At 37.6% G+C, this 14297-nt stretch carries 13 protein-coding genes; 7 read left to right on the plus strand and 6 right to left on the minus strand.

Going from position 1 to position 14297, the window contains the following annotated elements; all coding sequences use genetic code 11:
- Positions 1 to 3: 3 nt before the first annotated feature.
- From AC1TO5_RS06260 to AC1TO5_RS06275, 4 genes are read right to left on the minus strand one after another with little or no spacing between them, the layout of a single operon-like run.
- A complete protein-coding gene (locus tag AC1TO5_RS06260) occupies positions 4 to 765 on the minus strand; it encodes a PHP-associated domain-containing protein (RefSeq protein ID WP_482061949.1) in 762 nt (253 codons plus the stop codon).
- Between the two features lie 17 nt (positions 766 to 782).
- Positions 783 to 1622: an energy-coupling factor transporter transmembrane component T family protein gene (locus AC1TO5_RS06265; protein WP_482061950.1), complete on the minus strand. Its 840-nt coding sequence runs from the start codon at positions 1620 to 1622 to the stop codon at positions 783 to 785.
- On the minus strand, positions 1609 to 3378 hold the full coding sequence (locus AC1TO5_RS06270) for an ABC transporter ATP-binding protein (protein WP_482061951.1): 1770 nt from the start codon (positions 3376 to 3378) through the stop codon (positions 1609 to 1611). The genes AC1TO5_RS06265 and AC1TO5_RS06270 overlap by 14 nt, the downstream gene beginning before the upstream one ends.
- Positions 3375 to 4247: a DUF8171 family membrane protein gene (locus AC1TO5_RS06275; protein WP_482061952.1), complete on the minus strand. Its 873-nt coding sequence runs from the start codon at positions 4245 to 4247 to the stop codon at positions 3375 to 3377. Before AC1TO5_RS06275 ends, AC1TO5_RS06270 begins: the two co-directional genes overlap by 4 nt.
- 223 nt (positions 4248 to 4470) lie before the next feature.
- Between AC1TO5_RS06275 and AC1TO5_RS06280 the strand changes: the two genes are divergently transcribed.
- A complete protein-coding gene (locus AC1TO5_RS06280) occupies positions 4471 to 5223 on the plus strand; it encodes a PHP-associated domain-containing protein (RefSeq protein WP_482061953.1) in 753 nt (250 codons plus the stop codon).
- A 160-nt stretch (positions 5224 to 5383) separates the two neighbouring features.
- On the opposite strand, the gene AC1TO5_RS06285 is transcribed toward AC1TO5_RS06280, so the two are convergent.
- Positions 5384 to 5809 (minus strand): CHRD domain-containing protein, encoded by a 426-nt coding sequence (locus AC1TO5_RS06285; protein WP_482062476.1) that lies wholly within the window; start codon positions 5807 to 5809, stop codon positions 5384 to 5386.
- A 236-nt stretch (positions 5810 to 6045) separates the two neighbouring features.
- Here AC1TO5_RS06285 and AC1TO5_RS06290 point away from each other — a divergent pair, with 236 nt between their 5' ends.
- From AC1TO5_RS06290 to AC1TO5_RS06315, 6 genes are all read left to right on the plus strand, one after another.
- Positions 6046 to 6963: a DoxX-like family protein gene (locus tag AC1TO5_RS06290; RefSeq protein WP_482061954.1), complete on the plus strand. Its 918-nt coding sequence runs from the start codon at positions 6046 to 6048 to the stop codon at positions 6961 to 6963.
- Positions 6963 to 7643: a DUF4166 domain-containing protein gene (locus AC1TO5_RS06295; RefSeq protein WP_482061955.1), complete on the plus strand. Its 681-nt coding sequence runs from the start codon at positions 6963 to 6965 to the stop codon at positions 7641 to 7643. The genes AC1TO5_RS06290 and AC1TO5_RS06295 overlap by 1 nt, the downstream gene beginning before the upstream one ends.
- 87 nt (positions 7644 to 7730) lie before the next feature.
- Positions 7731 to 8414 carry a response regulator transcription factor gene (locus AC1TO5_RS06300; RefSeq protein ID WP_482061956.1) on the plus strand — a complete coding sequence of 228 codons (684 nt, stop codon included), beginning with the start codon at positions 7731 to 7733 and terminating at the stop codon, positions 8412 to 8414.
- Positions 8414 to 9679: a HAMP domain-containing sensor histidine kinase gene (locus tag AC1TO5_RS06305; protein WP_482061957.1), complete on the plus strand. Its 1266-nt coding sequence runs from the start codon at positions 8414 to 8416 to the stop codon at positions 9677 to 9679. The genes AC1TO5_RS06300 and AC1TO5_RS06305 overlap by 1 nt, the downstream gene beginning before the upstream one ends.
- Before the next feature lie 349 nt (positions 9680 to 10028).
- Positions 10029 to 10790 (plus strand): ABC transporter ATP-binding protein, encoded by a 762-nt coding sequence (locus AC1TO5_RS06310; protein WP_482061958.1) that lies wholly within the window; start codon positions 10029 to 10031, stop codon positions 10788 to 10790.
- Between the two features lies 1 nt (position 10791).
- A complete protein-coding gene (locus AC1TO5_RS06315; protein WP_482061959.1) occupies positions 10792 to 13131 on the plus strand; it encodes an FtsX-like permease family protein in 2340 nt (779 codons plus the stop codon).
- Between the two features lie 111 nt (positions 13132 to 13242).
- On the opposite strand, the gene AC1TO5_RS06320 is transcribed toward AC1TO5_RS06315, so the two are convergent.
- Positions 13243 to 14295, minus strand: coding sequence for an anthranilate phosphoribosyltransferase (locus AC1TO5_RS06320; protein ID WP_482062477.1), 1053 nt, complete (start codon positions 14293 to 14295; stop codon positions 13243 to 13245).
- Positions 14296 to 14297: the final 2 nt, after the last annotated feature.

The raw sequence follows: 14297 nt of genomic DNA on the forward strand, positions 1-14297 counted from the left end.
AATTTAGGATATTAGAACATCGCCACGCTCTTTTAATAGCTTTTTAACAAGCGACGCTGATTTGACATGCAGTGGCAAGGCATCCGATATTTCATAATAATAACGGCCTTCTTGAATACATGTACGAATATCAGAAAAATTACTATATTCACGATCAAGCTTATTACGTACGCAACCGAATTGCAATGGGTGATGTGTATCACTGCCGGCAATGACAGGAATACCTACTTCAGTAGCAAATTGTCGAACATTTTGCTCCATAGATGGACCATAGGTGGCCAAGTCTTTACCGTTAATATCGAATGCATCAAGGCGACGTAATAACGAAATGGGGTGCTGCAATAAAGGATTACTTTTGCGATGTGGATGTGCTCCAATTCGTAGTAATTGTAACTCATCACACCAATCCAATAGTTGTTCAAATGAAACGAATGATTCTTTCTCTGTGAATGGCTCAAGTCGATGACGTAATTCAAGTATCGTCGTACGAGTTCCTACGACTAGAATATGACCTTTTTGATCTACGTCAATTTCCATGCCAGGGAACACCTTAAATCCATTAACATCATAGTAATGTTCGCGATAGGGATAGTGAGCATCTAATTGCTCGTAAATGTGATAGAAATTTTCAGTGTTGAAATGCTCGGTCATGGCGATCGCATCAAGACCTGCTTGTGAAGCCTCAACAATCGCTTGGTTGAAATATTCGATAGAAAACGATGTCTTTTTGGATAGTTTAATATGTGTATGGAAATCTATATACATTAATTTATCTCCCTTTGTTATAAATGATAAAGACTCCCAATAAAGAAGAGTATGCTTACGTAAACAACCGAAATTGCAAGAAATACATAGTCTCTAGGTGAAATTTTCAGATAAGATAACTTAATCTTTTTCACTTTTGGATCTTTCATCGCATAAGTGAAGCCTTTAACTTCTAGTGCTTCGACTGTTGTTCTCGTTCTTTTTGCTGTATTTAGTATAAGTGGATAGAAAGCCACTACTGATAATTTACCTGTGTATAGTATGATTCTCCAACCTAGAAATCCTTTTCGCTCAGGTCCTCTACCACGTAGACGATATGAGTATAATATATTGTTATACTCTTCGATTAGAATTGGTAACATACGATAGCCATAGGCTACGCCGAAGCTGAATTGAGCTGGGAAACCTAGACTGAGTAAGCCATCGCTTAATTTTTCAGGGTCCATACTTGAGAAGACGGCTATACTCGCTAATGCAATAACGAGCAATTTTAAGGTGAGCGTACTCAGTGCCCATGCGGCAGATAGACCACCGCCGAATAATAGCGAGACGACGAGCATATAGGCAGCATCGGATAAGAGTCCAAGTGCTAATATAAGCAGGACGAGAATGCTAGGCTTGGATGTATAGGTTAGAACGGCTATTGCGACGAGCATACCAAGCAATACGACTTTATTATGAACAAACCACGGTACAATCGCGAAGAAAGAGTACCATGCAATGAGAATTCGCGGATCGAATTTGGAAAGAAAGGTAAGCGAATGACCATAAGCAGTTCGCAATAGCTCAACCTTAATTCGTTCTACACTTAATTTCTCAAGAAATGAAGTTTTGTAAGTAGGTTTAGTTAACTCCACTGTATACCTCCTGCGGGATGATAGATTCAATATGTGTAATAAATTCAGCGACAGATAAGCAAGGTGGCGTAATATTCGCATAATGACTTAATTCCACAATTTGTGGAGGGATAAGGGCAGCAAGCTTTAGAATATGCTCATGCTGGAACACGTCACGGCTATTCGTATCCATAATGATTTGACCTTCATGCATCACAATTACTCTAGTTGCCCAGTCCGCTACCAATTGCATATCATGCGTTGCAACAACAATCGCTTTCACATGATCACGTAATTCATCGAATAATCGAGTCATTTCGCGACGACTAGCAATATCAAGACTAGCAGTAGGTTCATCTAAAAGCATAATGGTAGGTTTCATGGCCATACCTATCGCAAGTGTTGCACGACGTTGTTGTCCACCGCTAAGTAATCGCCCATCACGCTGTTGTAATTCGGTCAGATTGAATGTATCCATAATATGATCGATAAAAGGCGCTATATTTGGCTGTTTTCTTGCTTTCAAGAAAAACTCGATATCGGCTCTAATGTTATCAGAGATAAACATTTCTTCCGGATTTTGAAAGATGAAAGAAACGAGATCAGATAACTGCTCAGGTGAAGACTGACTGGTAATTTTGCCACAAACAGTAACTGTACCTTCCCAGGGTTTACGAATGCCTGCAATTAATCGCAACAATGTAGACTTGCCAGCACCATTATTACCAATCAATGCAATCCGTTCCCCTTCATGCATTTGAAAATTAATGTTTTGTAATGTTGGCTTTTGATGGCGGTCCAGACTTTGATAACCACTAACGACATTTTCGAATTTAAGCAATACTGGACGATCAGAGTAATGATTTTGCTGTTCTTCAATGGCCACATGACGCGGTTTTGTATAAGGAAGGGTTGATTGTTGCAAGGCAAGGGCAGCTTCCTTAATTGTGATTGGGTACAAAGATTGTGCCGGTAGAACGATGTGCTCTCGCAAACTGTGAAAAGCTTGCGTAACTTGAGGTGGTTGAATATGTAGTGAAGTAAGTTCGTCGACAGAAGAAAGACCTTCCTTCACAGGCTTAATCCAACGTACTTTACCGCCAGCTTCCATGAGCATTACATTTGTACAATAGTCGGCAATGTATTCGGTATGATGCTCAATAACGATAATCGTTTTGTTATATTTCTCATTCAACAGCTTCAATTTCTCATAAATAAGTCTTGCATGTGCTGGGTCGAGCTGAGCTACAGGTTCATCCACAATAATAATGTCTGGTTCAAGTGATAATGCAGCAGCAAGGGCGGTCATATGCTTCTGACCACCACTTAACTGCCAAATCCATTTATGCTGAATATCTTCAATTTCTAACATTCGTAGTGCATTCATGCCACGCTCTTTATAATCCTCATAACCAAAGTTAAGTGGTGCAAAGCATACTTCATCATAGACGGTTGGACGAACCAATTGATTCTCAAAGTCTTGAAATACGTATGCCACATGCTTCGAGAGCTCTGCAATGCTAGTAGATTGGGTAGAAAGCCCGTTAATCATTACGCTTCCTTCTAGATCTCCAGCATAGTAGGTTGGGATCAACCCGTTGAAGCATTTGCATAACGTAGACTTTCCGCTTCCATTACTTCCGATAATAGCGATGAAGTCTCCTTTATTTATGGTCAGATTAACATGTTGAAGAGATTCATATTCTGCACCTGGATAGCGAAAAGAGATATCTTTGATTTCAATAATTGGTTGTTTCTCCGTCATAGATTGGGTCATGCAATAGTTTCTCCTTTATGATTAGTTTTGCGTTTCTTTCTAATGATTAATAGTGTTGCAATAAAGATGACTACAGCGACAGCAAGACTAAGCCACAACCCTATATTGCCTAGATCCATTTCCCATTCCCATGAGAACAATTCCAAATCGGATTCTGATAAAAATTCAGCTGCACCAGCAACAACGAATAGCACGATTGCAAGAATGATAAAGCGCGGAGTTACAAAACCAGCAACGGAAACTTTGGCGCGACCATCACGTGGCTTCATACCCAGTAATGGTTCGACTTTGCCGTACAAACGAGGTACCAAATAAATAATCGGCAATAGTGAGAATAATGTACCAGATACAATCATCGCGTTCAGGAATGAGAACCCTTCGATTGCAAGAATACTTTCAGGTAAGCCAGGAACAGCCTCCAGATCTTCAATACCTATGTATACTTTCGCAATATCAACGATTGTACCGAGCAATTGATCAATTCCGATCGCGACATAAGCAGCGATAGCAAGTTGACGCTTATTGCGTGGATCAGTTACAAGCATTCCAGCAACAAAGATCGCTAGTGAAAACTCAATAAATTTCTCTAATTCGCTTACTCCGCCAAATTGACCAAGTAACAATTCACCAAACACAATTTCTCCTACACAAGCACCTAGCGCTGCATATAATGGATTGAAAAGAATTGCAAACAGTAGCGGGATAAATATGAAATACTCTACTTTCAATTCAACAGGTCCTACACGAAACTCTGGTAATAATTCTGTAATCATGTTCGAAATACCATACAAAGACATCGATAGAATAAAGATCATTAATTTTTGTTGAGACGTTAATTCAAAACGGTTTCCTATTGTTGCTGTGCTCATTACGATTCCTCCTAAATTGGTATTGCTAAGTAGTAATGAATGCTGAGTGCGAAAATCATGCTGATCTTTCATTCTCTATATAGCATAGGTGGGTTTTGTTAGTGGATTGTTATCGCAATGTTGAGTTTGCGTTAATTTTTATCAAATTTATATGAATGATAATTATTTTTCGTTTATAATAAATATATAAGGAATATGAATAGATGTTAGGGAGACGATGAGTTTGAAAATAGATCTACACACACATGGAAAGTGGTCAAAAGATATTGATTTTTCATATGAATATTATGTGGAAATGATGCGAGCAGCTTCGAAATATGTAGATGCAGTCGCGCTTACTGAACATTTTAATACGAAGGATTTCTTGAATATATACGAAGTACTTGATGCTGAGACGGTTTATTACAATGGTTACTATCTCGTTGAAGGAGTTAAAGTATTCCCAGGTATTGAAGTAGATGTTGCTCAGCAAAGCCATATTCTCGTTATTGGTAGTAGGGAAGCAATTATCTCAATGAGTAAACAGTTAGATCGTTACAGATCGGGGGAGAGCTTCATTCCAATGGAGCAATTAATGCGATTGAGTAAAGATTATCAATGTTTAATAATTGGTGCACATCCGTATCGTAAGGAGAATCCGCTTGATCATGTGGAACCTGCGCTTATTGCACAATTAGATGCAATCGATATTAATGGACGTGATCTTCATAAGTATGGTCTATCGATGGAGCAGAGGGTACAGAAATTTTCGGATAAATTTAACCTGCCTACGATTGCAGGTAGTGACACACATCAACCATTGCAGTTTGGTTGTGTATATAATGAGCTACCCTATCAATGTGAAACGGTAGAGCAAATAAGAACAGCTATTATCGAGCGAAAGCATCAACTTATTATTGCTAACGATTTGCATAAGAAAGTTCAAAGTGCTGAAGCCGAGCAGAAGAAGTATAAGGAGTTATGGCAAGTTCGTTAGTAGTTAATAACAAATTATGACGCACAAAAAAACGGAAAAAGGTTCGGAAAAAAACTCCAAACCTTTTTCAAAGATAATCAGAAGCTCAGTGTTAAAATAATCTAAGTCTCTTTAGTTAACGATTTTGCATGATATCTATTATAGAAGTCATCCAGTTTTACTAAGAATGAGGACGCTCGATTCTTTTAACCTGTCCGCGAATTTCACCGTCTGGGTTTTGAGTAGTATGAACATTCACGTATACATTTTTGTTTCTGAATTCACGAAGCAAGTAGCGAAGAGAAAGTCCGGATAAAGGACCTCGTAGATCACCTCTTTTTAATACTCCGCGAACAATTCCATTTTCTACAGTTATTCCGAAGTCAGATGGACCAAATAGAAAAGCAACGATAGGGCCATTTTCTCCTCTTTCTCCAAGATGAAGATGGATCTGTGTTACATTTCGAATATCTTCTACTTTAACTGAAAAATTCAATCTCAAATGATTATTCCAACGTTTTAATAAGAAAAATGCAGTTCCCGTAGCATCGGTTTGTACACTCGGCACTTCGTTAGAACCTCTTAGTCTAGCTTTAAATAAACTGATATAAATCACTCCTTATCGTTGAATAAGATATACTATTCGAAGTGGAGTTAATGGTATGTTTCTTAGTCTATGAAAACAGAAATGAGGCTTAGAGGAGGTTCAGAAAGCAGACTTTTTTAACTTGTACTATAAGTAGATTGTCACTTCATAGATTAAAGTTGTGCAAACAGATGAGGGCATACTACAATAGAAATAGGATGGTTTTTCTATATTTTATGTTTAATGGAGATGTGCTTATGGCGAAGAAAATTTATGTTGAGTCAATGATTTCAGCACCAATTGATAAGCTTTGGTTATATACTCAGTCACCTGATCTTCACGAGCAGTGGGACTTGCGATTTTCAAAAATCACATATATTCCAAAAGACGCTGAGGATGAACGACAGAAGTTTCTATATAAGACGAACATTGGATTCGGTGTTAGTATTGCAGGAGAAGGTGAGTCTTATGGTGCAAAGGAAAGTAAAGGAGTATTAACCTCTAGCTTAAAATTTAGCTCAGACCAACCAATTTCATTAATTTCTGAAGGAAGTGGTTTCTGGCGTTATATACCGACTAACGAAGGGGTTAAGTTTTTAACATTGTACGATTATGAGACGCGCTTTGGCATACTTGGTCGGTTCGTGGATCGCGTTGCCTTCCGACCACTAATAGGTTGGGCAACGGCATGGAGTTTCGATGCATTACGCTTATGGCTTGAACAAGGTATTCATCCATCTAATTCTATCAAACGTTTTGCTCAAACAATGATCATAAGATTTAGTTTGTTTTTTATATGGCTCTATCAAGGTTTAATACCTAAGTTGCTTGTCCAAGATTCTGGTGAGCTTAATATATTGAAAGACATTGCCTTGTTCCATGGTTATGAATCTATCGTATTAGCAACAGTTGGCATAATAGAAATACTATTTGGCTTAATGTTTCTATTCGTTAAAGGTAGGGCATATAGGTTATTACATATAATAAATATTATTGTTTTGATAGCATTGGCAATAAGTGTAGCAGCACAACCACATATATTGGTAGCTCCATTTAATCCTATTACGCTAAACATTGCAGTACTAACGATATCTATCGTGAGTTTATTAAGTAGTTCGCCTGTTGCCAGTGCATCTAATTGTAAAAGGCAAGCAACTACAGAAGGGGTGAAATAATGACTTCTATATATAAAAAGGCGCTAGGTGAAAGTTTTACCAAGTTGCATCATAATATTCAGCGACGTTTTGGCTTTAGTAGTGAAGACGCCGTTGCAGCTATCGGAACAGGAATTATGGAGAAAGTATGGTATGGTAAATGGTATACGCTGCCCTTTCTCTACATAGGCACTTGGCGCAATATATTGTTTCCGCAGAGTGGCACTAATATACCATTTACAATCGAAAATTATGCCTATAAGGATAGTCTAGGTCGTGAAACAGTGACGTGGATTCGTACCTATCAATTTCCAAGAAAAACAAGACGTTTTGATGCTACGATGATCTATAGTGAGCAACGGAAGCAAATTATTGATTATTTAGGAACACATCAGCATCTTGCAGTGGAAATAGAGATGCAACCGACAAAGCAAGGTGGTATGGCCTTAACATCTGGAGAGCAATTTTTTTATGAAGGTAGAATCGATTTCAAATTCCCGATGTTATTATCGGGGTACGCTACTGTATGTGAATGGTATGATGAGGAGATTAATAAATTCCGCATTGATGTGAAGGTTACTAATAAAGTATTTGGAGCTATATTTGGTTATAGTGGATATTTCGATGTGGAATATATTAATATGCATGATCAACAGGTTCCACAGCATGTGAAACCAATCCGAGAAGAAGCTCGAGAATAGTATTAACGTCAGTAATGATGAACAGCGCTAATAGTACATCGCATAAATAATAAACTAGCTTATTTTCAGAAAGGAAAGGAATATAACATGCAGTATGATTGTCTTATCGTCGACGATGAGCTGGCACTAGCCGAAACAACATGTGAGTATTTCAATATGTTTGATGTAAAGTCATCCTATGTAACTAGTGCTGCGGAATGTGAACGTTTTTTACAGCAGCATGACGTTGCAATTATATTGTTAGATATTAATTTGGGTCAGACATCAGGCTTTGATCTATGTAAGAAGCTCCGCTTAACAACACAAATCCCAATTCTATTTATTAGTGCGCGTTCTAGTGATGACGATGTACTAATTGCACTTAATATTGGTGGTGATGATTATATTCAGAAGCCATATACGTTAAGTGTATTACTTGCAAAAGTGAAAGCTGTATTGAAAAGGTACAGAAATCAAGTAGTTTCAACAGAAACTCTTCAATTCGGCAATGTCGTGATTGATTGTAATCTATGTCGAGTGCGTGTTAACAACGAAGAGATTAAATTGAAAACAATGGAATACCGCTTACTTTGTTATTTAGCAAAGCATAAAAATAGAGTCATTTCAAAGAATGAATTGTTTCAAGAGGTTTGGGGTGATTCGATAACAAGTGATGGTACATTGAATGTTCATATTCGTCATTTACGTGAAAAAATCGAGAAGAATGCCAATGATCCGCAATATATTTGTACCGTTTGGGGAACTGGCTATGTTCTTGAGGATCAAAGTTAATGAAGATCAGACGAATAATTGGTCTACTTGTCATTGTATATATCGTAGCAATTATCGCTACAGTATTAATTATCGAGCAGAAGAAGACTGTTTCAATTGATATTGTAGCGATTAATGAACTTGTCCAGCAGATTGAGCTGAATTGGACGGATATCGAGCAAGGACAGTTTGAAAGTATTGAACAAAACTCGAATATAGCAATCGTAGATTTTGATGAGCAAGTGATATATCAATCATCGGACGTAACATTTAATACGCTCTATAATGCCATTAAGGATCGAGAGAGTATCATTGATTTATATGAACAAGATGAATTAATAGGTAAAGTTATTGTCTACCACCAAGAAGCTAGCGTTCTTGAACAGATGAAACATCAATTATTAACTTTGTTAATCATTATATTCGCAATGTTATTAATCATTAGTATCGGTTACATCGTAGTGCTGAAAGCTACTGTTTTTACTCCATTTAATAAGTTACAACAATTTGCTACGAACATTGCGAGAGGCAATCTTGATACACCGTTAGAAGTTGAATCTAACAATCCATTCGGAGCTTTTACTGAAAGCTTTGATATTATGCGCGAAGAACTGGCGATCGCACGCAGTAACGAATATAATGCGAATCAAAGTAAAAAAGAGCTTGTTGCTAGCTTAAGTCATGATATCAAAACTCCAGTGGCATCCATTAAAGCGATTAGTGAGTTAATGTTATTAAAGGTTAATGATGACAAGCAACAGCAGCAATTACATACGATCTATGCCAAAGCAGAGCAGATTAATTTACTTGTGACAGATATGTTTCATGCAACATTAGAAGAATTACAGCAATTAAAGGTAGAGGTAGCGGAACAATCAAGCAATATTCTGTTTGAAATGATCAGCAAGGCAACGTACGACAATGATATTGTATGTGACCCTTTGCCGGCATGCATTATACTGACAGATGAGCTTCGGCTGCAACAGGTATTTGATAATATATTGAGTAATGCCTACAAATACGCAGCAACCGCAGTACATATTACGAACGATATTAATGCTACTCATCTTGTCCTTGAGTTTAGAGACTTTGGTCAAGGAGTCAACGAAGATGAACTGCCTTTCCTGTTCAATAAATATTATCGAGGTCATAATATAGATGGGAACAATGGCACAGGTCTGGGCTTGTATTTATCGCAATATTTCATGCAACATATGCAAGGTGAGATTGAGTGCTGTAATCGGGCAGACGGGTTTACTGTTATTGTCCACATTAAACTCGCCTAAGAGGAAGTTCAAAAAGCGGACTTTGATAACGATGTGTATGCTAACGTAGCGTACTCGACATCGAAGCTGAAGCGAACTTGGAAAGTACGGTTCGCGTGTACCAATAACGTACACTTGCGCTTCCGCCTTTCTCAAGTAGCGCCTCATCTTCTCGATTCTGAAAGCCCACTTTTTGAACCTTTATTGGAAGGTAGTTCAAACATTTAAGAAACCGTTAAGAATTGAGCAAAGATTAACTAAGAATTGATCTTGTATGATAGGACTGTAATGAATATACAGTCCTATTTGTTTGCTTATCGAAGTGGGTTTGAGCATAGGGACAATAGAGTATGAAGAGGAGAACAATGTCATGCAAAGCGTAGTCTTAAGCACTAAAATGTTATGTAAAACATTTTCCAATCAAGGCATGCAGCAACATGTATTAAAAAATTTGAATATGAATCTCTATGAAGGAGATTTTACAATTATTATGGGCAGTTCAGGTTCAGGGAAATCAACGCTGCTATATGCACTTAGTGGTATGGATAAACCTACATTAGGAGAAATTCAATTTGAAGGAAAAGAAATTTCGGTGTTCAGTCATGATCAACTTGCCATATTCAGAAGAAATCATTGTGGATTTGTATTTCAACAGATGCATTTATTAGACAATATGAGCGTGTTAGATAATATATTAACGAGTGGATTGCTTGTGAAGCAAGATAAAAAGAAGATCGTACAGCGAGCAAAAGAATTGCTGCAACAAGTAGGTTTGTCGGAAATATCATGGCATAAATATCCGTCGCAATTATCTGGTGGTGAAGCTCAAAGGGTTGGAATTGTGCGGGCGTTAATTAATAATCCGAAAATTGTGTTTGCAGACGAACCGACAGGTGCGCTTAACTCAGCATCTAGTGATTCTGTACTTGATATTATGACAATGGTTAATGGGTTAGGGCAGAGCGTCGTTATGGTTACCCATGATGTCAAAACAGCATTACGAGGGAATCGTATTATCTATTTACGTGATGGTACAATATGTGGTGATTTGAGATTAGATGTATACGATGTGAAGGATAATCAGGGACGAAGTGAAAAGTTAAAAGCATTTCTAACTGAAATGGGGTGGTAGTATGAAACTTACTAACCTTGCCATCGCTAATATAAAGCATAATAAAAGCGCTGCTACATCCTTATTTATACTGATATTTCTAGCTTCCATGCTGCTTAATCTAGGGATTACAATCATTATCCAGATGAATACCTTTTATGATGATAAAGTAACTAAGCTTCGTGATGCTCATGCTGCGATTGTTATCGATCAAGCTAACTATGATCAAAGTTACGAACAATATTTCTCTTCCTATGATGGAGTTAGTGAGATTGCAGTAGAACAAACGTTAATAATGAATTCCGCTCTGTTTCAATATGGGGGAAGTGATATGAGTCACGGCTTAACTTTCCTTAATGCGAAAACAGAGAGTTTGATTGCACCATTAGCATTAATTGAACAACTTGATACTGTGCAAGAAACTGATATTTACTTACCGTATATCCTCAAAACTAGTGGTGGTTATCAATTAGGTGACACGTTTTCAATAAATTATAAAGATAATAATTATACGTATCGTATTGCAGCATTTTTTGAGGCAACGATGCTTGGTAGTAATAATATGGGGTTGATGAAGGTTTATTTGCCAGATAGCACCTACAATATGCTATCTCAACAGCTAGAAGCGAAAGAGTCTGGTATTCTGTTATCTGTAATGTTAGATGATCAATCCCAAGCAGCTACGCTTCTTGCAGATTTCAAGAGAAATTTCCCACAATTGCAATTTGGAGAATTTAACGGATATTATTGGGACGCCGAGATTAATGTAATGAAAACTTCTAATTCAATGGCAGTCAATATTATCGCCATGATTCTAGTTGCATTTGCTGCAATTATTGTTGTAGTCTCCTTAATTGTCATCAAATTCCGCGTTAGTACTAGCATTGAAGATGGAATGGTTAATATTGGAATACTTCAGGCGCTTGGATACACGAATAATCAGATTATCTCATCCATCATTATTCAATTTCTATCGATTACATGCATTGCTAGTATTTTGGGGGTAGCAAGTTCTTATGTTGTAAATCCATTGTTGGGCGAGGTCATATCATCACTAACAGGATTAGTATGGCATGCAAGTTTTAATGGCTTTATCAATATATTGAGTGTTGTACTTATATCGCTATTGGTGCTTATCGTCATCTTATTCTCAACGAGTAGAATAAGGAAATTGACAGTTGTTGCATCGTTACGTGGAGGAATTCACACTCATAACTTCAGAAAGAACCTTATCCCGTTGGATAAATTGAATGGTTCCATTCACCTGTTATTAGCAAGCAAAACATTGCTAGCTAATATAAAGCAAAATATTATGTTAGTTATTATTGTCACTGCGATTACGTTTGCTTCAGTATTTTCGATAGTACTATATTATAATATTGCAAAAGAAAAACAGACGTTTATTCACATGGTCGGATCAGAAACTTCAAATATTATTGTCATGAGTAATTATAATGAAGATGAGTTAGCTCAAAAATTAGAGAAAATGGAAGGTGTAGAGAAGGTAACTATTCTTGATACTATCTTAACGGATATTGATGATCAAAGCTTCTATACCCAAATATCTAATGATTACAGCAAGCTTAATAACAACACGGTCTATAAAGGTCGAGCACCTCAATATGATAATGAAATTGCAATCTCATGGTCAGTTTCGAAGTTACTTAAAAAGGATATAGGAGATATGGTTACTGTTTCTGTAGGTCATCAATCTTATGCCTACCTCATTACTGGCTTAAGTCAATCGATTAATTTTATGGGCGAATTTGCAGCAATTACATTAGCAGGTATTACGAATCATCTTCCTGATTATGAACCTTTCAGCCTCAATATTTATTCCGATGGCGCCGAGAATAGTAAGCTTATTACAGCGATTCAACAAGGCTATGGATATGCAATAGAAGATATTATTAATGTAGATGAGACGCTAGAAAGTCAGACAGGGATATATAGTTCAGCGGTATTCCTCATTATGCTCATTATTCTTATCACCACGATGTTAGTGGTTATTCTTATACTCTATCTTGTTATTAAGACGATCATAACAAAGCGTAAGAAAGAATTCGGAATATTAAAGGGAATCGGTTATACTACGTTACAATTAATGAACCAAATTGCTTGGAGCTTTGTGCCTATTGTCATCGTTGGAGTAGTAATCGGTGGATTACTTGGTAGTTTGTACACGAATAAATTATTAGCGCTGCTCCTCTCTAGTGTAGGTATTCGTAGTGTGAATTTTATTGTCAATTATCCAGTCATTATTATGTTTTGTGTGATGATTACACTGTTAGCCTACGCGGTATCTATGCTCATCGCGAGAAAAATTAAACATATATCAGCTTATGAATTGATAACGGAGTAGTTAACTGAATAACATGCCATAAGCGGGTTTTATACAAATTAGAAAAATGGAGCAGTTTCTTCATCGTGAAAATTACGAAGAAACTGCTCCATTAACGTTTGATAATAAAGTTCAATTGGTCGAAAATTCATGGTTTTTATCTAGCATCGCATTTTTCCAATGACTATAGAGTTCCCAGGCGGTACCATTTTCCAAAAGTGCCTTACAAGTATATATTCCTTGTTCGATGGAATTGACGTGACCTGTGAGACTTAGACGAGTAGCTGCGTTAAGCAATACTTGATTAGCTAGTGCAATATGTCCCCCACCTTGCAAAATTTCCTCCGTTGTACGGAATTGTGCTTCTGCGGTCCACGTTATATTGTCAGGTAATGTTGTTTCTAGTCCGTATAGATCAGGATCAATAACGCTCAGCTGTGCCTCTCCATTTTCGACGAGATACGTCCGTGTAGGACGATCAATAAATAAATCTTCTGAGCCTTCAACACCTTGCACTATGAGCGACTTACTATAGCCAAGATGATGTAATAATTCACTCATACGGTTAAATACAGTGTTATGAAATACCCCGAATACGAGATATGGAGAGTGTGAATAATCGATTAGTTTCTCTACTGTATTAAAAATTGTACGCATGTCTAGCTCTTCGCGAATAGATCGCATTGCCGCTAGTGGAGGACACCATTGCTCAGATGGGACGTATAGTACTCCTGTTTGCTTGGCGATATTGATTGAACGTTCCTTGGTCATATGCTCGATATCTATTCCGCTAGTTGTTAATATATCATGAATGGTAACTCCTCTTTTTGGAGGGAGAGTAGCTGACCCATGGAGTGTAACAGGTAAACCCGCGGCAGCAAGCAGAAATGCAGTAGCGAATGAGGCGAAAAAGGATTTCGTACGTCCGTCATATGGACCGGTGCAATCAATTCCCTTCTGTATAGGTGAACGGAAGGCGAGATTACGACAAGCGACAACAAATGCCTCTAATTCAGCCACGCTTTCCATTTTAATTCGTTCAGCAACAAGAAATGCCCCAGTCTGGGCAGGAGTAGCTTTCTGCGCTAAGATCCAGTTAGCAGCTTCGAGTGATTCCTCATAGCTTAAATCACGAGCGCCTCTTTTGCCGCGCCCTACTTCCTTTAAAAATTTTGTGAACATGATAT

Source organism: Paenibacillus sp. Y930 (genome assembly GCF_056786375.1).

Coding starts and splice junctions, on each gene's coding strand:
- AC1TO5_RS06305 (WP_482061957.1), top strand. CDS start 8,414: ATGAAGATCAGACGAATAATTGGTCTACTTGTCATTGTATATATCGTA.
- AC1TO5_RS06290 (WP_482061954.1), top strand. CDS start 6,046: ATGGCGAAGAAAATTTATGTTGAGTCAATGATTTCAGCACCAATTGAT.
- AC1TO5_RS06295 (WP_482061955.1), top strand. CDS start 6,963: ATGACTTCTATATATAAAAAGGCGCTAGGTGAAAGTTTTACCAAGTTG.
- AC1TO5_RS06300 (WP_482061956.1), top strand. CDS start 7,731: ATGCAGTATGATTGTCTTATCGTCGACGATGAGCTGGCACTAGCCGAA.
- AC1TO5_RS06260 (WP_482061949.1), bottom strand. CDS start 765: ATGTATATAGATTTCCATACACATATTAAACTATCCAAAAAGACATCG.
- AC1TO5_RS06275 (WP_482061952.1), bottom strand. CDS start 4,247: ATGAGCACAGCAACAATAGGAAACCGTTTTGAATTAACGTCTCAACAA.
- AC1TO5_RS06310 (WP_482061958.1), top strand. CDS start 10,029: ATGCAAAGCGTAGTCTTAAGCACTAAAATGTTATGTAAAACATTTTCC.
- AC1TO5_RS06315 (WP_482061959.1), top strand. CDS start 10,792: ATGAAACTTACTAACCTTGCCATCGCTAATATAAAGCATAATAAAAGC.
- AC1TO5_RS06270 (WP_482061951.1), bottom strand. CDS start 3,378: ATGACCCAATCTATGACGGAGAAACAACCAATTATTGAAATCAAAGAT.